The 20084-nt window shown below is 71.0% G+C and carries 21 protein-coding genes and 1 tRNA gene; 8 read left to right on the forward strand and 14 right to left on the reverse strand.

The window, feature by feature from the left end:
- Positions 1 to 3: 3 nt before the first annotated feature.
- From AB0C19_RS14360 to AB0C19_RS14385, 6 genes are all read right to left on the reverse strand, one after another.
- Positions 4 to 1344 carry an O-antigen ligase family protein gene (locus AB0C19_RS14360; RefSeq protein ID WP_357184463.1) on the reverse strand — a complete coding sequence of 447 codons (1341 nt, stop codon included), beginning with the start codon at positions 1342 to 1344 and terminating at the stop codon, positions 4 to 6.
- A gap of 1 nt (position 1345) precedes the next feature.
- A complete protein-coding gene (locus AB0C19_RS14365) occupies positions 1346 to 2707 on the reverse strand; it encodes an oligosaccharide flippase family protein (RefSeq protein ID WP_357184467.1) in 1362 nt (453 codons plus the stop codon).
- Complete coding sequence (locus AB0C19_RS14370; protein WP_357184470.1) at positions 2704 to 3771, reverse strand: glycosyltransferase; 1068 nt, start codon at positions 3769 to 3771, stop codon at positions 2704 to 2706. Before AB0C19_RS14370 ends, AB0C19_RS14365 begins: the two co-directional genes overlap by 4 nt.
- Positions 3771 to 4736 carry a glycosyltransferase family A protein gene (locus tag AB0C19_RS14375; RefSeq protein WP_357184473.1) on the reverse strand — a complete coding sequence of 322 codons (966 nt, stop codon included), beginning with the start codon at positions 4734 to 4736 and terminating at the stop codon, positions 3771 to 3773. Before AB0C19_RS14375 ends, AB0C19_RS14370 begins: the two co-directional genes overlap by 1 nt.
- Positions 4737 to 4828: 92 nt before the next feature.
- The gene (locus tag AB0C19_RS14380; RefSeq protein WP_357184476.1) at positions 4829 to 6478 is read right to left on the reverse strand and encodes a sugar transferase; all 1650 of its coding nucleotides are present in this window, start codon (positions 6476 to 6478) and stop codon (positions 4829 to 4831) included.
- Between the two features lie 87 nt (positions 6479 to 6565).
- Positions 6566 to 7417: an LCP family protein gene (locus AB0C19_RS14385; protein WP_357184479.1), complete on the reverse strand. Its 852-nt coding sequence runs from the start codon at positions 7415 to 7417 to the stop codon at positions 6566 to 6568.
- 460 nt (positions 7418 to 7877) lie between these two features.
- Between AB0C19_RS14385 and AB0C19_RS14390 the strand changes: the two genes are divergently transcribed.
- The 3 genes from AB0C19_RS14390 (at position 7878) to AB0C19_RS14400 (ending at position 10632) form a co-directional block, all read left to right on the forward strand.
- Positions 7878 to 8711, forward strand: a complete 834-nt coding sequence (locus AB0C19_RS14390) for a class I SAM-dependent methyltransferase (RefSeq protein ID WP_357184482.1) — start codon at positions 7878 to 7880, stop codon at positions 8709 to 8711.
- Positions 8712 to 8715: 4 nt separating this feature from the next.
- Positions 8716 to 9534, forward strand: coding sequence for an MOSC N-terminal beta barrel domain-containing protein (locus tag AB0C19_RS14395; RefSeq protein WP_357184485.1), 819 nt, complete (start codon positions 8716 to 8718; stop codon positions 9532 to 9534).
- Between the two features lie 111 nt (positions 9535 to 9645).
- The gene (locus AB0C19_RS14400) at positions 9646 to 10632 is read left to right on the forward strand and encodes an expansin EXLX1 family cellulose-binding protein (RefSeq protein WP_357184488.1); all 987 of its coding nucleotides are present in this window, start codon (positions 9646 to 9648) and stop codon (positions 10630 to 10632) included.
- Positions 10633 to 10636: 4 nt separating this feature from the next.
- Here the strand turns inward: AB0C19_RS14400 and AB0C19_RS14405 are convergent, their stop codons facing one another.
- The 4 genes from AB0C19_RS14405 to bcp all read right to left on the reverse strand — a co-directional run bounded on the left by AB0C19_RS14405 (position 10637) and on the right by bcp (position 12441).
- On the reverse strand, positions 10637 to 11164 hold the full coding sequence (locus tag AB0C19_RS14405; protein WP_357184491.1) for a GNAT family N-acetyltransferase: 528 nt from the start codon (positions 11162 to 11164) through the stop codon (positions 10637 to 10639).
- 110 nt (positions 11165 to 11274) lie between these two features.
- A tRNA-Leu gene (locus AB0C19_RS14410) sits at positions 11275 to 11348 on the reverse strand.
- The gene (locus AB0C19_RS14415; RefSeq protein WP_238684404.1) at positions 11339 to 11935 is read right to left on the reverse strand and encodes an HNH endonuclease; all 597 of its coding nucleotides are present in this window, start codon (positions 11933 to 11935) and stop codon (positions 11339 to 11341) included. Before AB0C19_RS14415 ends, AB0C19_RS14410 begins: the two co-directional genes overlap by 10 nt.
- Positions 11936 to 11964: 29 nt before the next feature.
- Complete coding sequence (bcp, locus tag AB0C19_RS14420) at positions 11965 to 12441, reverse strand: thioredoxin-dependent thiol peroxidase (protein ID WP_357184495.1); 477 nt, start codon at positions 12439 to 12441, stop codon at positions 11965 to 11967.
- Positions 12442 to 12613: 172 nt separating this feature from the next.
- Between bcp and AB0C19_RS14425 the strand changes: the two genes are divergently transcribed.
- Genes AB0C19_RS14425 through AB0C19_RS14440 form a run of 4 tightly spaced genes read left to right on the forward strand, consistent with a single transcriptional unit; the run spans position 12614 to position 15292 of the window.
- Complete coding sequence (locus AB0C19_RS14425; protein WP_112582195.1) at positions 12614 to 13330, forward strand: energy-coupling factor ABC transporter permease; 717 nt, start codon at positions 12614 to 12616, stop codon at positions 13328 to 13330.
- The gene (locus AB0C19_RS14430; RefSeq protein WP_357184500.1) at positions 13327 to 13752 is read left to right on the forward strand and encodes a PDGLE domain-containing protein; all 426 of its coding nucleotides are present in this window, start codon (positions 13327 to 13329) and stop codon (positions 13750 to 13752) included. Before AB0C19_RS14425 ends, AB0C19_RS14430 begins: the two co-directional genes overlap by 4 nt.
- 14 nt (positions 13753 to 13766) lie before the next feature.
- Positions 13767 to 14537, forward strand: a complete 771-nt coding sequence (cbiQ, locus tag AB0C19_RS14435; RefSeq protein WP_357184503.1) for a cobalt ECF transporter T component CbiQ — start codon at positions 13767 to 13769, stop codon at positions 14535 to 14537.
- Positions 14534 to 15292, forward strand: a complete 759-nt coding sequence (locus AB0C19_RS14440) for an ABC transporter ATP-binding protein (RefSeq protein ID WP_357184506.1) — start codon at positions 14534 to 14536, stop codon at positions 15290 to 15292. Before cbiQ ends, AB0C19_RS14440 begins: the two co-directional genes overlap by 4 nt.
- Here the strand turns inward: AB0C19_RS14440 and AB0C19_RS14445 are convergent.
- From AB0C19_RS14445 to AB0C19_RS14460, 4 genes are read right to left on the reverse strand one after another with little or no spacing between them, the layout of a single operon-like run.
- Positions 15276 to 16388, reverse strand: a complete 1113-nt coding sequence (locus AB0C19_RS14445) for a hypothetical protein (RefSeq protein WP_357184508.1) — start codon at positions 16386 to 16388, stop codon at positions 15276 to 15278. The two genes, AB0C19_RS14440 and AB0C19_RS14445, sit on opposite strands and share 17 nt — an antisense overlap.
- The gene (locus AB0C19_RS14450; RefSeq protein ID WP_357184511.1) at positions 16385 to 17101 is read right to left on the reverse strand and encodes a thioredoxin domain-containing protein; all 717 of its coding nucleotides are present in this window, start codon (positions 17099 to 17101) and stop codon (positions 16385 to 16387) included. Before AB0C19_RS14450 ends, AB0C19_RS14445 begins: the two co-directional genes overlap by 4 nt.
- Positions 17094 to 17618 (reverse strand): MauE/DoxX family redox-associated membrane protein, encoded by a 525-nt coding sequence (locus AB0C19_RS14455; protein ID WP_357184514.1) that lies wholly within the window; start codon positions 17616 to 17618, stop codon positions 17094 to 17096. Before AB0C19_RS14455 ends, AB0C19_RS14450 begins: the two co-directional genes overlap by 8 nt.
- 32 nt (positions 17619 to 17650) lie before the next feature.
- On the reverse strand, positions 17651 to 18241 hold the full coding sequence (locus AB0C19_RS14460) for a sigma-70 family RNA polymerase sigma factor (protein WP_357184517.1): 591 nt from the start codon (positions 18239 to 18241) through the stop codon (positions 17651 to 17653).
- A gap of 172 nt (positions 18242 to 18413) precedes the next feature.
- Here AB0C19_RS14460 and AB0C19_RS14465 point away from each other — a divergent pair, with 172 nt between their 5' ends.
- On the forward strand, positions 18414 to 20081 hold the full coding sequence (locus tag AB0C19_RS14465; RefSeq protein WP_357184708.1) for a copper resistance protein CopC: 1668 nt from the start codon (positions 18414 to 18416) through the stop codon (positions 20079 to 20081).
- Positions 20082 to 20084 lie beyond the last annotated feature (3 nt).

Here is a 20084-nt window from a genome sequence, read left to right on the forward strand (position 1 = left end):
TCACTACGGCGCGACGGCGGCGGCGTCGTGCCGTCCCGTCAACCGTTTGAGGGTGGCGAACCGAACCGGGCGGTCCACCAGGTCCACCGGCCCCGGTGCCGGGGTGCGGGCCGGGGCGGCCGACGCCGACGTGGTGAGGGCCAGCAGCACGACGATCCAGGTCAGCCCGTCCACCGACAGCGGGTTCCAGACGACCTCGGTGAACGAGTAGACGACGAGGAGCACCACCGGCGCCTTGGCGGTGAAGGCGTGCCCGTCCTCGACATTGCGGTGCAGCAGGGTGGCCATCCACAGACCGAACAGGGTCAGCGCGATCAGCCCGCCGGAGAAGATGACCAGGACGTACCCGGAGTGGAAGAAGTGGGTCGGTGCCTTCTCGATGTCCTGTAGGTAGTACCACTTCGAGACGCCCACGCCGACGGCCTCCCGGCCGCTGAGGTACTCGCGGGCGGCGACCCAGATGTTGCCGCGGTTGCTCAGCGTGGTCTTCGACGCGCTCCACATCAGATACGTGGCGGCTGTCAGTGCGCCGACGACGAGCGCCACGCAGAGGGCGAAGGGGATCCGCGGGCTGGGTCGCAGACGCTGCACGAGCAGTGCGCCCAGCATCCAGACGGCTACCGCGCCGACGGCCAGGTAGCTGGTGCGGGAGCCGGTGGCGACGATAACCAGCAGGCAGAACGACGCCGTCGCCACCAGTTCGACGCGGCGCATCGCGCAGAACGCGGCGACCAGGGTGAACGACGCCAGCATCGCCGCGTAGTTCTCGGAGTTGTAGAAGCTCTTGAACAGCGCACCGGCCAGCGAGCACTTCTCCAGCTTCCCGCCGGTGCACGTCCGCCACGCCTGCCCGTACACAGCGGTCGGGATGGTCAGCAGCGCCAGGACCGCCAGCCCGGTGTAGGCCATCGCCCGCACGCTGACTGTGGTGCGGGCGGCCATCATCCAGACGGCGATCAGCAGGAGCCCGGACGCCGCGTACGCCGGCAACCGCGACCCGTAGATCCCGGTGCCGGTGACGACGTCGATGAAGGCGCACCAGACGAGCAGGCCGCCGGCCATCGCCAGCGAGATCCGGAGCCACAGGTCGGACGGGCCGCTGAGGACACCACGGCCAGAGAGCACCAGCCAGCCCAGCAGGGCGACCACCAGCACACCGATAAGCATCGAGCTGTGGCTGCCGGCGAGCGCCGGGGCCGCGTTGGTGAGCACCGCGAATCCGACCAGGGCGACCGCCGATGCGGGGTCGCCGAATGCGGTGGCGACGGACCGCCGCATTCGGATCAACCACAGAGCCACCGCTACGCCACCGACGGTCAGTAGGACACCGAAGATGGTGGTCACGTCAGACCCTTTCTCGGTCAGGTACCGCTGCCGGTTCGACGACGGCATCGCGGTGCGGGTGTCGCCGCAGGGCGATGATGAGACACCCCCACAGCAGCATGCCGAGCAGAGCGTCGCACAGGAGGCTCGACACGACCGCGCCCTGCCATCCGTAGGCGGGGATGAGCCACACGTTGAGCCCCGCGTTGACGACGCCCACCGCGATCTGGCACACCGTACGACGGCCCTGGAGTCGGCTTCCAGAGAGGGCGTCCGCTGCCAGGTAGTGGATCGACTTCAGGACCAGGATCGCGCTGAGGCCCTGCAGTGCCAGGGTCGCCGCCTCGTACTCCGGTCCGAAGATCAGCGGCATGGTCCAGGCCATTGCGACCAGCAGCAGGCTGCTCGGCACGCTGAACATCAGGAAGCGAGGCAGAAGGCGACGGGCGAGCCCGAGCGCCGCCCGGGGTCCCTCGCGTCCGACCTCGAAGAAGCGGGGGTAGGCGACAGCGGACATCGACCGGGCCGGCGTGTAGGCGAAGTCCACCACCCGGTAGGCCGCCGCGTAGATCGCCGCAGCCTCGGTGGTGCCGATCCGGGACAGCATGACCTTGTCGATGTCGTTGTAGACCGTCTGGGCGGAGAGGCCGACGGCGAACAGCAGTCCGCTGCGGGCCTGGCTGAGCGCCGGCCCGACGGACCAGGAACCGCCTCCGCCGCCGCGCAACCCGTACCAGGTCGTCAGCAGACAGACCACGACGGAGACCGCCAGCGCGGTGAGAGCCCAGTTCCGAAGGGAGATCGGTTCGTCCGCCGCAGCGAGGAACAGCGCGCCGACCAGCCGGAACACGTGCAGCAGGGCGGGGATGACCGAGGCGACGAAGACTTTGCCCCGGGCCTGCACCGACGCGGCCACGGCCTCGATGAGCCGCCAGGCCACCAGGTCGGCGGCAGCGAGGCAGAGCATGTCGACCGCACTGATCTCGCTACCCCAGATCGCCACCCCGGCCGCGCTCACCAACACGGTCGCGCCCACACCGAAGACGACGGTCAGGACCAGGCCCCGCATCAGGTGCAGGGCCCACTCGCTGGGGGCCTCGGCATAGCTCTGGAAGATCAGACTCGGTGCGCCGGCGGACGCGAACGGGGAGACCACGGCGACGAGGGCGGTGACGCCGACGAAGAGCCCGTAGGTGTCGATCGACATCTCTCGGGCCAGCAGGACGAAGAGCACGCCCTGCGCGAGGGTCCGTAGCAGTGTGCCGGTGAAGAACTTCCCGGACCGCTTCAGGAAGGTGTCGCGTCCGCTCGGGGGACGCCGATGCGACCGTGGCCGCGGTGCGGTCGGCTCTACGGAGCCGACCGCACCGGAGGGCGTACTCACCGGTTCAACGCCTCCACCCACTGGCGGCCGACCTCGGCGGGATCCAGTGCCGCGCAGCGGGCATGCCAGGACTTCTCGAAGTCGGCCAGTGTCGGCCGCTGGGCACCGGTCAGCCGGAGCACCGCGTCCGCGAGGGCGGCCGGCGACGTGTCCGCCGCCAACGCGCCAGGCACGAAGGTCGGGATCATCTCGTCCAGCGCGGGCACCGGGAGGGCCGCCACCGGCAGGCCCGCCTCGGCGGCCTCGACCAGGCTGAACCCGAAGGTCTCGGCACGAGACGGGTGGACCAGGAGGTCCGCTTCGGCAAGGAGTTGGGCGACACCCGGCACCCGTCCGAGGAACGAGGTCCGGTGTTGCACACCCAGTTCCTGGGCCTTCGCGTGCAGCAGATCCCGCTCCTCGCCGTCGCCGGCGAGTGTGAGGTGGTACGCCTCCGGCAGCAGGGCCAGCGCGGAGATGGCGCAGGAGTGGTTCTTGTACGGGCGGAAGGCGGCAGTGGTGAGGAGGTTGATCCGCCGGTGGTCCACCACCTCGCGCGGTGCGACGAAGGGCCGAGGCGGCATCGGGTTGCTGATGGTGACCACCGGCTGCCCCGGCGCCAACTGCTGGACCGTGCGGGCGACACCGTTGGAGACGGCGACGACGAGCCGTGGACGAAGCCCCTTGAGCCGCGAGAACCGGGCGAGCGTGCGCACCCGTCGGTCGATCCGCAGACGTTCCGGCAGCAGGGAGTGCTCCCAGGCGACGTAGCTGCGGCCGGACCCGGCGAGGGCGGCACCGACGGGCACGCTGCCCCACAGACCGCTGGCCACGATCTGGACGTCCGGTGCCAGGTTCTGTAGGCGCCGCCGCAGCGGCGGAACAGACTCCATCAACCGGGTGATCCGGGAGCCGAGGCCCAGGGTGTCGACGGTCAGGTCGGCCAGTTCGGCGGGGACCCCACGGGAGACGACTGTTGCCGAGACCTCGACGCCCTGGGCCTGGAGGCCACGGATCAGCAGCGCCGCCGCCAGCTCCATGCCGTAGAGCGGTTCGAGCTGCGGCAGTACGAAGTGCAGACGCATCAGTGTGGCCGTTCGGTCTCAAGCGGTCGAGTGGGGCTGCTGGGGGCCTTCGACTTGCGCATGGCGACCCGTTCCAGGGTCGACCGGGGTACCAGCCCGAGCGCCGCCAGCACCGCGTTCCGGGCGGACGGAGGTGAGTTGCGGCGGATCGCCCGCACCATCTCCCGCACGCCCTCCCGGTCTCGGGCCTGGAGAGCGTAGCGGAGGGTCTGGGCCGCGATGAAGTCCGAGAAGGTTCCCGGCGCCCACACTCCCTCCCAGCGCTGGGCCCAGTGCCACGAGGTACGCCAGTCGGCGCCGGCCGAGATCGACCCGGGGCTGCCCACCGTGTAGACGGCCGTCGCCTCCTCCACCTGGACGATCTTCACCCGGGGCAGCCGGGCGACCCGAACCAGCCAGTCCCAGTCCTGGTGTCGGGGGAGCGTCTCGTCCCAGCGGCACTCGGTCGCCAACTCGTACGTGGTCAGGAGCGTCGACGTGGGCAGCGACTGCCGGCCGATGCCGAGGTGACGGCGGCGGAACAGGTAGTCCTCCGGCAGCATGCCGTCGGGGATCACCTCGGCGGGAGCCGGTGTCGGCAGCGGCTCGGCGCCGTCCTTGCGTTGCAGGATCCGGGATGAGACGACGGGGCGGAACCCGGCCGCCGCGACCCGCTCCAGCGCGGGCACCTGTGCCGCCAGTTTGGTAGGCAGCCAGGTGTCGTCGTCGTCGAGGAACGCGACGTGGCTGCCCGGGATCGCGTGGGTGACTCCGAGGTTGCGGGCGTACGACCCGCGTCGGCCGCCGCCGGTGCAGACCACCTGGTCGATGTGCTGTCCCAGGTTCCGCACCGTCTGCGGCACCTCCGGGGTGTCACAGACGACCACGATGTGTACGGATGCGCCCTGCTGGGAGCGGGCGGAGAGCACCGCGTCGGCGATGCTGGGGCGGCCCGTGGTGGGGATCACGACGGATACGTTCGGCATTGCGTTCTCCATGCGTTTGGGGGTACGACCGGCACACGGCCGCCGGGTACGGCCGTTGGCCGTACCCGGCGGTGTGCCGGTGCGTGGGCGGATCAGCGGCCGCCGGCGCGGAACACCTCGGTCACCGTACGGAGCACCACCTTGACGTCGAGCCAGAGGGACCAGTTCTCGATGTAGAAGTTGTCGAAGCGGGCCCGGTCGGAGATCGGGGTGTCGCCGCGCAACCCGCTGACCTGCGCCAAGCCGGTGAGCCCGACCGGGACGCGGTGGCGCATCGCGTACTGGGGGTATTCGGCCGAGAACTTCTCGACGAAGTAGGGACGCTCGGGTCGGGGGCCGACCACGCTCATGTCGCCGCGGAGGATGTTCCAGAGCTGCGGGAGCTCGTCGAGGGAGGTCCTGCGCATGATCCGACCGATCGGCCCCACCCGCCGGTCGTTGGCGATGGACCAGTTGGTCTGCGACTCGTGCTCGTCGACGGGGCGCATGGACCGGAACTTGATGATGTTGAAAGGTCGGCCGTGCCGACCGATGCGCTCCTGGTAGAAGAAGATGCCGGGGCCGCCGTCGATGAGCGTGGCGACCGCGCAGATGAGGAGCACCGGGCTCAGCAGGAGCAGCGCCACCAAGGCGAACGCGATGTCCGAGGCGCGCTTGAGCGCGGACTGCGGGCCGGAGAGGGTGATGTCGCCGATGCTGACGACCGGAACCGCGCCGATGTGGTCGCCGTGCGAACGGGACCCCCAGAGGGGGGTGGCAGCCCACAGGTCGCACTCCGCCGTCCGTGGCCGGGCCAGGATCTCCATGAGGGAGGTCTCGGAGCAGCTCGCGTCCGCGACGATCACCACGTCGCACTCGCGCAGCCGTACGAGGCTGTCGAGGTCGTCGAGGGATCCGATCAGCGGCAGCGCCGACGGACCGTCGGGGGTGTCGACACAACCCACGAAGCGCAGGCCGTACTGGGGGTAGCGGCGCAACAGCCGGGCGAGTTCCACGGCGGTGGGGCCACTGCCGACGATGATGGTGTTGTGCTCGACCCACCGGCGCTTGCGGGCGACGATGGCGAATTCGCGGGTGACAGCCCGCCCGAGGATGACCAGCCCCGCCGACGCGGCGACACCGCGGGTGAAGCTGAAGACGTACTCGGCGGATTCGTGACGCATCGCCGCGACGATGGCGACCGCGGACGCGGCGGCCAGCAGACGCCCGCAGAGGCTCGGCACCTCGTCGAGGAAGCTCACGTGCCGTCGTGCCCGGTAGAGGCCGCCGCTGGCAAAGATGATCACGGTCAGGACCGTCATGGCCAGGGTGCCGCGCCAGTACTGCTGAGTGATGACCAGCGGCGTCAGCAGTGCCAGGACGTCGACCGGCGCGGTCATCATCCAGGCGCGCAGCCACCTGGTCCGGGTCGAGGCGCGCGAACCGGCATACGGCAGGACAGCTGTCGTGTCCAGGCCGGCGCGAGGCTCGTGCTCTGCGGGCGCAGGCGCAGGTGCCGGTGCCTGCGGGGCCGAGCGCCGGTCGGCTGGCGACGGGACGGCCGGGGCCTGGTGGCCGGAAGTCTGGTAACCGGGAGGCTGGTAGCCGGCAGGCTGGTAACCGGGGAACTGGTAGGCGGGAGGGCGACTCCCGCCGCGACTCCCCTCGTCGTCCCCCTCACCGTCGCCCTGGGCGTCGGTGGCGCTGCCGTCGCGGTCATCGGCCGGTACCGGCCGATGCCACATGGCGGGCTGATTGGACATAGTGGACCTCCCCGTGAGGGCCGGCTGACCTGGCCGGTCCGTAACTCGAGACAAGGCGGCGGCCGGCGACAGCCACCGGCCCGGGTGTTACTTGGCGCTGGCGAGAATCTCGTCGACGGAGTCCCGGCGCACGGCATCGTAGAAGGTCTTTGCCTTCTCGGTGTTCGCGAAGACGACGCTCTCGCTGCCCACTCGGCCGGTGCCCTTCGTCGGGCTGGTGACGAAGGTGAGGTTACGGCCGCGAAGGCTCCGCAGGTCTGTCGCCATACTGACGAGCGACATCTTCTCGTCCACCGCCACGGCGCTCGAGGTCGCCTTGACGAAGGAGTTGAGCCGCCCGGGATTGGTGACGATGCCGCCGGACACGGCCTTGTCGAGGATGGCCTTGATGACCTGCTGCTGGTGACGGATGCGGGCGAAGTCGCCGTCGGCGAACTGTTTGCGCTGGCGGGAGTAGTCCAGGGCCGTCTCGCCGTCCATCCGCTGCATTCCCTGCTCGAACTTGCGGAACGGCGGGTGGATCGACGTGAACGACTTCTCCGCGTTGATGTCGACGCCGTCCAAGGCGTCGATGATTTCCTTGAAGCCGGCGAAGTCGACAATCATGACGTGGTCGATTCGCACCGTGGTGAACGATTCGACTGTTTGCACCATCAGCGGAATGCCACCCCAGGCGTACGCTGCGTTGATCTTCGCATCGCGGCCGCCGTGCCCCCCGTTCTTGGCCTTCGGCACGTTCACCCAGGTGTCCCGAGGAATCGAGACGAGTTGCGCGCTGGCCCGGTCCTTCGGGATGTGCGCGACGATGATGGTGTCCGTGCGCGAGCCGCCAGTGCTCTCCGGGTCGCGGGAATCGCTTCCCAGGATCAGGATGTTCATCGCGCCGTCGGCCACCGCCTGCGGACGCCCCTCCTCGGGAACGTCGGCGAAGGCGTCCACCCGGTCGATGTCCTTCTCGACCGAGCGGAGGTAGAGGGCACCACCGATCATGCTGCCGCCGCCCAGGATCGCTGCGACTACCAGGCAGATGACGAGGACGCGACGCCAGCGAGGGCCACGACGTCGCCGCTTGCCCCCGGCCGGGACATCCTCCTGCGGATCGACTGCGTGTGGGTCGAAGAATTCGGTGTCGGCATCGGTGTACCGCTGAGCACCAGACATGCCGGCGATGCTACTGATTGCATGCTCCTGTCGTGCACCCTCGTCCTTTCGGGTATCGCATGCCTGCCGACCGGTGCGGCGAACCAGGCCCTGCGTTCGGACGGACTGCCGTTAACGCCGGCCCGGGAGCGCTTTCAAAGCCCTATTCTCCTGCCCCGGCGGGAGGCGGAAACAACGTAACCATCGGCTTTCGCGAGGACCCTCCCGCTGCCGCCCGAACCCTGCTACAACGGCACCCGTGGATCGAATCAAGCTCCGACGGGCCGTCGCGCGTACCCCACTCGCCCCGATTGCCGCCTTTCCCAAGAGGCTCCGCACTATCGCGCGGCACGACGCGAAGGTGCTGCGCCGCTCGGCGCGCTGGCTGCTGACCTCCCGCGAGCACCACAACTACACGTACGACCTCACCTCGTTGAGCCGCAACCACCTCGCCTGGTTCGTCAGCGTGGTCTGCGACATCCCGGTCAAACAGGTCCGGGCGTACCTCGGCGAGATCGAGTCGGACGACACCCTGCGCCAGCACCTCCTGGCGGCGATCGCCGCCTCCGACCGGCGCGGCCTCGCCGACAAGGAGATCCGCTACGCCCGGCGGATCGGCTGGTACGCCATCGTCCGTGCCACCCGCCCCACCCACGTCGTCGAGACCGGTGTCGACAAGGGACTCGGCAGCGTCGTCCTGGCGTCCGCCCTGCTGCGCAACGCGCAGGAGGGGCACCCGGGCCGGGTCACCTCCCTGGACATCAACCCCGAAGCCGGCTACCTCGCCCGGGTCGCACCGTGGTCGGAGGTCGTCGACCTGGTCATCGGCGACTCGATCGCCTCGATCGGCGCGCTGGACCGCCCGGTCGACCTGTTCCTGCACGACAGCGACCACAGCCGCGCCCACGAGAAGCGTGAGTTCGACGCCGTGGAGCCCAAGCTCGCCCCCGGCGCGATCCTGCTCACCGACAACGTCACCAGCACCAACGTGCTCGCCGAGCACGCCGAACGGACCGGCCGCCGGTTCCTCGCCTACCGGGAGAGCCCGGCCGACCACTGGTACCCGGGCGACGGGATCGGCGTGGCATGGTAGCCGGGTGCGGCTGACCTCGATTCACACGTACCCCATCAAGGGTTGTCACCGGCTCGACCACGACGGCGCGTTCGTGCACCAGTGGGGCCTGGCCGGTGACCGGCGCTGGATGGTCGTGGACGCCGACGGGGTCGGCGTCACCCAGCGGGACACGACCCGGCTCGTCGACCTGCGTGCCGCCGTGCGCCCCGGGGGTCTGACGCTGCGCGCCGACGGGCAACCCGACCTCGACGTGCCCGAGCCGGCCGGCGGCGAACCGGTCGCGGTCCGTACCTTCCGCAGCCGTACCTTTCCGGTCCCCGCGCTGCCGGCCGGCCAAGCGGCCGACAACTGGCTGGGTGCCCTGCTCGGCCGACCGGTCCGACTGGTCTGGCTGGCCCAGCCGACCCGCCACCTGGCCGCCGGGACCCGCGAACACGACACCGGTGACCAGGTCAGTTTCGCCGACGCCTACCCGGTGCTGCTGGCGAACGCCACCTCCCTCGACGCCCTCAACGACTGGCTGGCCGAGGCGGGGGAGGAACCGGTGCCGATGACCCGGTTCCGGCCCAACCTGGTCGTCGACGGTGCGCCGGCCTGGGCCGAGGACGACTGGGTGGGTCGGCGGCTGCGCATCGGCGATCGGATGTTCCAGGCCGCCGGGCCGTGCGACCGCTGCGTGGTGACCACCACCGATCAGGAGACCGGGGTACGCACCAAGGAGCCGCTGCGCACCCTCGGGCGGCACCGCAACGTCAAGCAGAAACTCCTCTTCGGACTGAACCTGGTGCCACTCGACAGCGGGCCGCTGGCGGTGGACGCCCCGATCGCCGTCGCGCCCTGACCGGCCCGCCGACCAGTAATCTGCACCCCACGGTCACCGTCCGTCGATGCTGTCTTAGCTTTGGCTTAGCCCGCTTGTCGGTACCCGACCGGGTCCGGCAGCATCGCCGTCGTGACGGACGGAAGCGCTGTCGACATCAACATCGACCTGGACCATCCTCCAGAGGGCCGGCCCGCGCCGTCGTCCGGTGTGAAGCCCTGGCTGGTCGCCACCGGCGTCACGGTCGTCGCGGCGACGCTCGGGCTCACCCTCACCCTGCGCTCCGGCTCCACCCCGGCCTGCGCCGCCGGTCGGACACTGGCCGCGCCGCCCACCGGCACCGCCACGAAGACCGGCAAGGCCACCTTCTACGACTCCAAGGGCACCGGCGGCAACTGCTCGAACCCGGCTGCCCCGGCCAACCGGCTCTACGTCGCGCTCGGTCCGACGGAATACTCCGCCGGTGCCGCCTGCGGCGGATTCCTCGACGTCGTCGGCCCCAAGGGCACCGTCCGGGTGCTCATCATGGACCAGTGCCCGGAGTGCGAGCCCGGCCACCTCGACCTGTCCCGCGAGGCGTTCGCCCGGATCGCCGACCCCGTCCAGGGCCTCGTTCCGGTGACCTACCGCGCGGTGGTCAACCCGCCGCTGCCCGGACCACTCACCTTCCGGATCAAGGAGGGCGCGTCACAGTGGTGGTTCGCCGTCCGCGTCGGCAACCACGGCAACCCGCTGCGGTCCGTCGAGGTCCGGCAGCGTGACAGCGACCCCTGGCAGTCGGCCGCCCGGCAGGACTACAACTACTGGCTGATCGCCTCCGGCGCCGGGCCGGGCCCGTTCAACGTCCGGGTCACCGACGTGTACGGCAACCGGGTCACCGTCGGCGGCATCCGGATGGCGCCCGGCCAGGTGCAGAACAGCACGGTCCGGATGTACGCACCCGGTGCCGGGGCCACCACACGTCGTCCGTCCGCCTCGCCCCGACCGCCGAGCAGCCGCCCCGCCGCCACGCCGACGCCGACCCGTCGCTCGGTCGAGGTGGCGAGGACGAGCGCCCCGGCCACCGACGCGCCGACCACCGGCTCGGCCCGGGCCAACGCCCGGTGGTGCGAGGGCTGACCACTCAGTCGGCCATCGCCAGATCGAGCCACATCAGAATCTCGTCCCGATTGTCATCGGGGGCCACCCGCAAGGCGCCCGGCAGCCGGCCGACCTCCCGGTACCCGAGGCGACCGTAGAACTTGTCCAACCCCAGGCCGTCGCGCACCGTGACGTGCAGCGCCTCATGGCCCAACACCCTGCCCAGCCGGGTGGCCTCCATCATCAGCGCCGAGCCGTAGCCGGCACCCTGGGTGTCCGGGTGGACCATCACCCGCTTCAGCACACACCAGTGCGCAGTGAGCGGAAAACGGTTGTCACTGAAGATCAGCATTGCCGCCAGTCGGTCCCCGGAGTAGCCGACCAGCAGCCGGTCCGGTCCGTCGGCGATGCCGGCGAAGGTCGGATCGGCGGTGACGTGCACGTCGGTGGCGGTGACCGGTGGCACGAAGCCGACCGCCCCGCCGGCGTTGCTGACGTCCACCCAGAGGTCGACGATCTCGGCACGCAGCTGCGGGGTCAGGTCAGGGTCGAGGACGAAGCGCAGACTCACGCTCGCCATCCTGACCCAACGACCAGGCCCACGACCCGCGACAGTGACACGCCCGACAAGCCGATCCTGGCTCCGACCGAGCCAGGATCCGTCGCGACTCAAAGGTGATGTGGGGCCGACGGGATTCGAACCCGCACTGGTGCGGACCTAAACCGCATGCCTCCTGCCGTTGGGCTACGGCCCCTTGAAGCTGTACTCCACCAGCGTCCACGGCCACTCCAGCCGACGCGGCAGTCGCCTGCCTATCGGGAAGCCGGTCGGAGTAACCGCATCAGGATCGTAGACCACCTCGGGCTCCACGAGTGCAGGCCGTCGCTGACCAGCGTATGTAGAGGTCTGGCTGTGGCAATTGGGGCAGAGCAGACGAAGATTTCGTGGCCGGTTGTCGAGAAAATCGCCATTGATGTGGTCCACGTGCAGCGTCAATCTGGCACCTTGCCACGTTGACCCGATGCCGCACACCTCGCACGTCTCGGGGAGACCGATTGTCGCCAAGGCGCGTTTGAGGCGAATCCCTGGGATTCGGCGGGAACCGGCCGGCAGCACTACCAGCAACTCTGTGGGGGACATGCGCCGCCATCGCACGCCTCGATTGTGTGCCTGACCAGTGAAGTGCGACGTGTCGATGCCGAACCGCTTGAGCTGCCGGCTGATGTGCGCGTGCGAGCCACCGCTGACGCGTACGCCGAGCAACCGCATCACCTCGGTGATGTTGCGGGCGGCGGCGGCGGCGGCGGCCAGCGCTTCGGGCGTGTACTTGTATCGAACCACTGACGGACCGTAGCGGTCCGGTGTGACAGTCAGTCCAGGCCGAGGTCGCGGCGGAGCTTGGCGACGTGCCCGGTGGCCTTGACGTTGTAGAGCGCCCGCTCGACCTTGCCGTCGGCGTCGATCACGAACGTCGAGCGGATCACGCCGGTGACGGTCTTGCCGTAGAGCTGCTTCTCGCCGTACGCGCCGTAGGCGGTCAGCACCGACTTGTCCGGGTCCGACACCAGCGGGAAGGTGATGGCGTCGCGCTCGCGGAACTTCGCCAGCTTCTCCGGCTTGTCCGGAGAGATGCCGATGACCTCGTAGCCGGCGGCCTGGAGTGAGGCGAGTGAGTCGCGGAAGTCGCAGGCCTGCTTGGTGCAGCCGGGGGTCATCGCGGCCGGGTAGGCGTACAGGACGACCTTGCGACCTCGCAGGTCGGCGAGGGTGAGCTGGTCGCCGGTGTCGGTGGCGAGGGTGAACTCGGGCGCGGGGTCACCGGGGGAGAGGCGGTCGGGCGAGGTCATGGCCCCGACCCTACCGCCGAGCCGCCGACCGGCCGAGCACCGATGGGTTGGCGGGGCCTGGCCTGGAGTGATCAAGCCCATGCGTTGTTGCCAGAGTCTGGCAACAACGATGGTTGGGAAATAGGCTGACCCACGCCGGCCCGGTCGGGCCCGCTGACGCGTGGGAGGTCGCGTGGAGACACTGGCGATGCACATCTCGAACGGGATCATCGACGGTCCCGTGGCAGCGATCTTCGCTGCGCTCGCTCTTGCCGCGCTCACCGCCTGCGTTCTGCGCGGCCGGCGCGACCTGGACGACCGGCTGGCCCCGATGGCCGGCCTGGTGGCGGCGTTCATCTTCGCCGTCCAGATGCTCAACTTCCCGATCTTCACGGCCGGTGTCAGTGGTCACCTGCTCGGTGGCGCGCTCGCCGCCATGCTGGTCGGCCCGTGGGTCGGCGCGCTCTGCGTGGCAGTGGTGCTTGTCGTACAGGCGCTGATCTTCGGCGACGGTGGCGTGGCGATGCTCGGCCTCAACATCACGAACATGGCGTTGCTCGGCACCGCCGCGGCGTACGCGCTGATCGCGCTGCTGCTGCGGGTGCTGCCCCGCACGCGGGCCGGTCTGGCCGTGACCGCGTTCGTCGCCGCGACGCTCAGCGTGGTGGTGGCGTCGCAGGGTTTCGTCCTGGAGTACTGGCTGGGTGGCACCACCGACCTGGGCAACAACCTGGGTGGCCTGGCCGGCACGATGGCCGGCGTCCACCTGCTGATCGGCATCGGCGAGGGCCTGATCACCGCGACCACGGTGCTCACCGTCGCGAAGGTGCGCCCCGACCTGGTGTACGCGCTGCGTTCCCTGCGCGCGCCCGCCGCCCCCGCCGTTCCGGTCGCCGGAGGTGTCCGATGAAGAACCGTTCCTGGGCCTTCCTGGCCGGCGGCCTGCTGGTCGCCCTGCTGCTCGCCGGCGTGGTGAGCAACTACGCCTCCTCCCACCCGGACGGGCTGGACTCGTCCCTGCTCAAGGGCTGCACCGTCGACGCCGACGACAACATCGTCGGGGGCAGCTGCCCGGCCCAGCAGGCCCGTGACCACGAGTTGGCCGACAGCCCGCTCGCCGACTACGGCGTACGGGGCGTGCGGAACAGCTTCGTCTCCACCGGCCTCTCCGGGGTGCTCGGGGTGCTGGTCACCTTCGCGATCGGGGCCGGCGGGTTCTGGCTGCTGCGCCGTCGAGGCGGCACGCCGACCGACGCTGACGCGGCGACGCCCGCCGAGGGCGATCCCGCGACGTCCGGCGATGTCCGGCGTCGCGCCGACGCCGCCAGCTGAGCAGGGGTACGCGGATGGGAGCCGGTCACGGGCACGTGCTGTACCGCGAGTCGGACTCGCCGGTGCACCGGCTCCCGCCCGAGGTCAAGATCGTGGCGATGGTGGTCTTCACCCTCGCCGTGGTGGCCACCCCACGCGAGGCGTTCTGGGCCTTCGGCGCGTACGCCGTGCTGGTGGCGGCGGTGGCGGCGCTGGCCCGGGTGGGCCCACGGTGGCTGCTCAGCCGAGCGTTGATCGAGCTGCCGTTCGTGTTGTTCGCCGTCGCCCTGCCGTTCCTCGGCAGCGGTGAGCGGGTCGAGGTGCTGGGCCTGCGGCTGTCCGAGGACGGGTTGCATGGCGCGTGGAACATCCTGGCCAAGGGCACCCTGGGGGTGCTCGCCTCGCTGCTGCTCGCCGCGACCACCACCACCAGGGACCTGATCGTGGGGCTGGACCGGTTGCGCTGCCCGCAGGTGCTCACCCAGATCGCCACGTTCATGCTGCGCTACCTCGACGTGCTGATCGGCGAGGCGCGGCGGATGCGGGTGGCCCGGATCTCCCGAGGCGACGACCCGCGTTTCCTGTGGCAGTTGCGCGGCTTCGCCGCCGGGATCGGGGCGTTGTTCCTGCGCGCCTTCGAGCGAGGCGAGAGGGTTTATCTGGCGATGCTGTCCCGGGGCTACACCGGGCGGATGCCCGCCGTGTGGCAGGGCGAGGGTGCGGCGAGCGCCGGCCAGTGGCTGGTCGCGGCGACCGTGCCGGTGTTGGCGGCCTCCATCGCCGCGACCGCCGTCGTGCTGTCATGATCGGTGTCGTGCAGACCGCTGTCTCGCTGGACGTTCGGGGCGTTCGTTACGCGTACCCGGACGGGCACGTCGCCCTTCAGGGGGTCGACCTGAACGTGCCGCGGGGCGACCGGGTGGCGCTGCTCGGGCCCAACGGCGCCGGCAAGACCACGCTGGTGCTGCACCTCAACGGCATCCTCACCCCGACCGAGGGCAGCGTGAGCGTCGGCGGGCTGACTGTCACCCCGGATCGGGCCATCCTGGCCGAGGTGCGCCGCCGGGTGGGCATCGTCTTCCAGGACCCGGACGATCAGCTGTTCCTGCCGACTGTGGCGGAGGACGTGGCGTTCGGGCCGGCGAACCTGGGTCTGCGTGGGGCCGAGCTGGCCGCCCGGGTGGACGAGGCGCTCGCCGCGGTGGGGATGAGTGAGCATCGGGACCGGGCCCCGCAGCACCTGTCGTTCGGGCAGCGCCGCCGGGTGGCGGTGGCCACGGTGCTCGCCATGCACCCGGAGATCCTGGTGCTCGACGAGCCGTCGTCGAATCTGGACCCGGCGGCCCGTCGGGAGCTCGCCGAGATCCTCCGCGGCCTGCCGGTGACCCTGCTGATGGTCACGCACGACCTGCCGTACGCGGCGGAGCTGTGCGAGCGCTCGGTGATCCTGGACAACGGCCGGATCGTCGCCGACGCCCCCACCCGCAGTCTGCTCAACGACGCCCCCCTGCTGGCAAGACACCGCCTGGAACTGCCCTACGGGTTCACCCCGCAGCCGTAGACCCACTCTCGGCGGCCTCGACCCGAGGTGCCGCCGCTGTGGTGCGGGAGGTGGCGTGTAGGCGCAGGATGCCGGCGGCTGTCGCACCGGCGCCGGTGATCAGGAAGAGCGCCACCATCACCCGGGCGGCAGCGGGTGACCAGGGCACCGGCGCGATGGCGCGGGCGAACACGGCGGCGTTCGACGCTCCGGCGAAGAGCGCCAGGCAGGCCCCGGCCAGGGCGACCACGAAGTCGGCGGCCGGGCGGCGGCTCAGCGCGTACCAACCGGCGGCGATCGCGCCGAGGCCGGTGAGAAGGGACCAGATCTGCCCGGAGAGCAGCCCGACCAGCACCCCGCCCACGCCCTGGGCGCCCGCGTCCAACTCCCGTCCCACCGGGTACCCGACGGCCAGCACGCCGCCGACGATCAGCAACACGCCGAGCGCGGACAGCGCGCGGGCGCCGGCCGGTGCGGTGGCGGCGAACAGGCCGAGCGCGCCCACCGCGAGCAGCCCCACGATGGTCACGGCCCACCAGGTGTACGCGTCCGGCGGCGGCACCCAGTCCAGCGTGCCGCCGATCACCACCGGGTCGGTGCCGTCGCGCAGTGGAATGGTCCAGTCCCGGACCCGGTGCTCGCGGTCCGGTGCGGCGCGTACCGCTGCCGGCGGTGCCGACTCCTGCCACAGCGCGCGTTGGTCGTGCCAGCGCGCGGTGGTGCCGTCGTCGATCCGTTGCCAGGAGGGTGCGGCCGCCGGGTCCGCCTCGGCCGGGAGCGCGGTGTCCCCGGCGATGGTGCGGTTCAGGTACGTGGCGGGGGAGTGGCTGTTCTCGAAGACCCCGTCCGGGCCGACGCGCAGGTACGGCTCACCGGAGTAGCCGATGACCTCGATGGCGCGGCCGGTGCGGTTGGTCAGCTCCAGTCGGGCGCCCGCCTCGATGACGCGTACCTCGAGCCCTGGCCGCGCCGGTGCGACCCCTGTGGTCCGGGTGCGGTAGTCGGTGCCGTCCGGTGCGTCAGCGCCGTGCGCGGCGGCGGGCGCCGCGCTGATCACTGTCACCAGGCCGGCTGCGGCGGCGACCAGGCCGGCGCGGCCCAGCAGGGTACGGATCACTTGCCGGCCGCCGCCACGGCTGCGGTGAGAGCGTCCGGGGTGGGGTTCTCGACGGGTTGACCGTTGACCTTGACGGTCGGCGTGCCGGTGACGTTGCTCCGGCTGGCGTCGTCGGTGACGTGTTCGGTCCAGGTCCGGTACGTCTCGTCCTTCACGCAACTGCCAAAGGAGCCGCGGTCGAGGCCCACGCTGGTGCCGATGTCGATGAGCTTGTCGTCGGTGAGCCCGGCGCTGCCCTCCGGCGGCTGCTGGGCGAAGAGCGCCTTCGCGTACTCGTGGTACTTGCCGCCCGCCGCCGCGCAGCCGGAGGCGGCCGAGGAACGGGTGGAGTACTCGGTGGTGGAGAAACGGTTGAGGTACGCGACCGGGTGGTAGACCACAGTCGCCTTGTTCTCGGCCACCAACTGTTCGAGCGTCGACCCGCTGGTCTGCTCGAACTGCTTGCAGGCCGGGCAGAGGAAGTCCTCGTAGACGTCGACGGTGACCGGCCCGCCGCCGGTGACGATGCCGGTGCCGGCCGCGTTGGCGCCGGGTGGCGTGGTGAAGCTGTCGGAGCGCTGGCTGGACCAGACTGCCCACCCGATGCCGCCGGCGATGACCAGGACGAGGACCGCTGCGACGGAGACCCAGATCGTGCGGCGGCGGCGCCGCTCGCGGGCCAACTGCTCGCGGACCACCCGGGCGGCGTCCCGCTGCCCCTTGCGACTACTCATCCTCGTCCTCCACAACGGGTTCGCCGGACAACCACCCGTCCACCGATACCGGCGTACGTGGCCAGATCAGTAGAAATCCGGCCAGAACCAAGAATCCCAGGTCCCGGAGGATCTCCGGGAGGTAACTGGGTGCCTGCCCCGCGGCCAACTGCCCGCCGCTGCCGAAGCAGCCGCAGTCGATGGCCAGCCCACGCGCCCAGGCCGAGGCGATCCCCGCGATGAAGATCACCAGCAGCGCGGCGGACACCCCGGCGACGAGCCGGGTGGCCAGCCCGAGCAGCAGCAGCACGCCCAACGCCAGTTCGACGAAGGGCAGGGCCGCGCCGATCACTGTCGCCACGTCGTACGGCATCACCTGGTACGCGTTGACCGCCCGCCCGGAGGCGGCGAGATCGCTGACCTTCGACGCGCCGGCGACCAGCCACACGGCGGCGAGGCCGAGTCGGGCCGCGATGCCGAGCCACGGGCGGACCACTGGCCAACGGCCGCCGCGGGTGGAAGGTGCTGTCACGCTCATTTGTCGTCCCGTCCGCGCCGGAAGTTCCGCGTTCAGCCGGTCAGGGCGTCGCCGACCGCCTCGACCAGGTCGTCTCGTGCTCGGGCGACCCGGGACCGGATGGTGCCCACCGGCACCCCTTCGACGGCGGCGGCCTCGGCGTACGACAGGCCCAGCAGTTGGGTGAGCACGAACGCGGAGCGCCGCTCGGGGCCGAGGCGACGAACGAGGTCGGCGGCGCCGAACTGGCCGGCCGGGTCCGGGTGCGGCCGGTCGGTGTACGCGTTCGCCGCCAGGCGCTCGTCGAGTCGCCGACGCCTGATGACAGTGCGCAGGTGGTCGGCGCAGGCCCGGCGGGCGATGCCGAGCAGCCAGGTGCGGACGCTGGAGCGACCCTCGAAGGCGGGGAGTGCCCGGAACGCCCGCAGGTAGGTTTCCTGGGTCAGATCGTCGGCGCTGTCCGGGTCGACCAGGGAGGCGGCGAACCGCCAGACCTCGGCCTGGGTCAGCCGGACGAACGCCGCCTGGGCGGTGGGGTCACCGTCGCGGGCGGTCAGCGCCCACTCGGTTGCCGGGTCCCGGGCGACCTCGTCGTCCGGCTCTGCCGGACCGGCGGCACCGGAGTCACGCGGGACAGGGATCACGACACACCAGGCTACGCGGCAGTCGGCGGCGCGTCAGCGTCGTTCGGCCCTTGGATGGTCTGCGACACGTCGGGAACTTTTACCCGACCCGGGCCGACTACCACTTCATGACGTGCGACCACAGAAGCGACCACCCCCCTCGGGTCGCCGAATGGGACACCCATCGGCGACCATGGCCGGCATGACAGTCGCCCCCCGCCGCTGGGCCGCCAGGCTGGCTGCAGCCGCCGGCCTCCTGGTCACCGTCGTCGCCTTGTTGATCGCGCCAGCCACCTCCGCGAGCGCCCACGCGGTGCTGGAGAGCAGCAGCCCGGCCGCCGCCTCCATCGTGCCGAGCGGGCCGTCCGAGGTGGTCCTCACGTTCAGCGAGTCGGTCCGCAAGGTGCCCGGCAAGATCCGGGTCATCGCGCCGGACGGCTCCCGGGCCGACCGGGGTGAACCGTCGTTCAGCGGCGGTGTGGTGACCATCCCGGTGGACCCGGCCGGCGCCCGCGGCACCTACCTGGTGAGCTTCCGGGTGATCTCCGCCGACAGTCACCCGGTCTCCGGGGCGTACACCTACTCGGTCGGCGCACCCTCGACCCCACCAGTCGACTCCGGCACTGACAGCCGCGCCAACCCGGTGGTGGAGACGGCGGTGAAGGTGGCCCGCTTCCTCGGCTACGCCGGCCTGGTGCTGCTGGTGGGGCCGGCGCTGGTGCTCGCCGCGCTCTGGCCACGACGGCTCTCCCGGCGGGGGCCGACCCGGCTGGCCTGGACCGGCCTCGGTCTGGTGGCCGTCGCCACCCTCGCCGACCTGTGGTTGCAGGTGCCCTACACGGCCGGTGGTGGCCTCTTCGACGTTACCGGCGAGGGGTTCGGCAGTGTGTTCGGCAGCTCCTTCGGCGCTGCCCACCTGGTCCGACTCGGCCTGCTGGCGGCGTCCGTCTTCCTGCTCCGTCCGCTGCTGGCCCGGCCCGCCGGCCGCGCGGACGCGATCATCCTGGCCGTGCTCGGTGGCGCCGCCCTGCTGACCTGGCCGCTGGCCGGGCACCCGGCGGCGTCCCCGGCCCCGGCGGTCTCCGTGGTGGTCGACGCGGTCCACCTGGGCAGCATGGCGGTCTGGCTGGGCGGTCTGGTCATGCTCGCCGTCTTCCTGCTGCGCCAGGCCGACGAGCGCGAGTTGGGCGCGATCCTGCCGATCTGGTCGCGCTGGGCGGCGCTTGCCGTCTCGGCGCTGCTGTTGGCCGGCACCGTCCAGGCGCTGATCGAGGTGGCCACCCCGCAGGCGCTCTTCGACACCACGTACGGGCGCTTGCTGCTCGCCAAGATCGGGTTGTTCGCGCTGGTCATCGCCGTGGCCGCGTACTCCCGGCAGTTGGTGCGTAGCCGCGTCGCGGCGCAACGCCCGGTGCCGGTGCGCCGGGCGGTCCTGGTGGAGTTGGCCGTCACCGTTGTGGTGCTGGCCGTGTCCGCCACGCTCGTGCAGACCACGCCCGCGCGCACCGCCGCGGCCGGCCCGTCGGCCGGGGCCGAGGCCGGCCTCTTCAGCACCAGGCTCGCCAGCCCGCTGCTGACCGTCGAGGTCGAGGTGAGCCCGGCCGAGCGGGGCAACAACTCGGTGCACCTGTACGCGTACGACAAGGCCAACCAGCCACTGCTGGTCGCGGAGTGGAAGGCGACAGTCGCGCTGCCCTCGGCCGGGATCGAGCCGATCGAGGTGCCGTTGCTGCGGTTGACTGACAGTCACGCCTACGGCGACATCAGCCTGCCGACCCCCGGCGAGTGGCAATTGAAGATCACCGCCCGAACGACCGACATCGACCAGGCCACGGTGACCGCCACCGTGCCCATCCGTTAGAAA

This window comes from Micromonospora sp. NPDC048842 (genome assembly GCF_040649935.1).
GTDB classification, from domain to species: Bacteria; Actinomycetota; Actinomycetes; order Mycobacteriales; family Micromonosporaceae; genus Micromonospora; species Micromonospora hortensis.

Excerpts from the sequence above, each read along its gene's own strand:
- AB0C19_RS14370 (WP_357184470.1), bottom strand. The coding sequence starts at position 3,771 with ATGCGTCTGCACTTCGTACTGCCGCAGCTCGAACCGCTCTACGGCATG.
- AB0C19_RS14430 (WP_357184500.1), top strand. The coding sequence starts at position 13,327 with ATGAAGAACCGTTCCTGGGCCTTCCTGGCCGGCGGCCTGCTGGTCGCC.
- bcp (WP_357184495.1), bottom strand. The coding sequence starts at position 12,441 with ATGACCTCGCCCGACCGCCTCTCCCCCGGTGACCCCGCGCCCGAGTTC.
- AB0C19_RS14450 (WP_357184511.1), bottom strand. The coding sequence starts at position 17,101 with ATGAGTAGTCGCAAGGGGCAGCGGGACGCCGCCCGGGTGGTCCGCGAG.
- AB0C19_RS14440 (WP_357184506.1), top strand. The coding sequence starts at position 14,534 with ATGATCGGTGTCGTGCAGACCGCTGTCTCGCTGGACGTTCGGGGCGTT.
- AB0C19_RS14465 (WP_357184708.1), top strand. The coding sequence starts at position 18,414 with ATGGCCGGCATGACAGTCGCCCCCCGCCGCTGGGCCGCCAGGCTGGCT.
- AB0C19_RS14380 (WP_357184476.1), bottom strand. The coding sequence starts at position 6,478 with ATGTCCAATCAGCCCGCCATGTGGCATCGGCCGGTACCGGCCGATGAC.
- AB0C19_RS14455 (WP_357184514.1), bottom strand. The coding sequence starts at position 17,618 with ATGAGCGTGACAGCACCTTCCACCCGCGGCGGCCGTTGGCCAGTGGTC.
- cbiQ (WP_357184503.1), top strand. The coding sequence starts at position 13,767 with ATGGGAGCCGGTCACGGGCACGTGCTGTACCGCGAGTCGGACTCGCCG.
- AB0C19_RS14375 (WP_357184473.1), bottom strand. The coding sequence starts at position 4,736 with ATGCCGAACGTATCCGTCGTGATCCCCACCACGGGCCGCCCCAGCATC.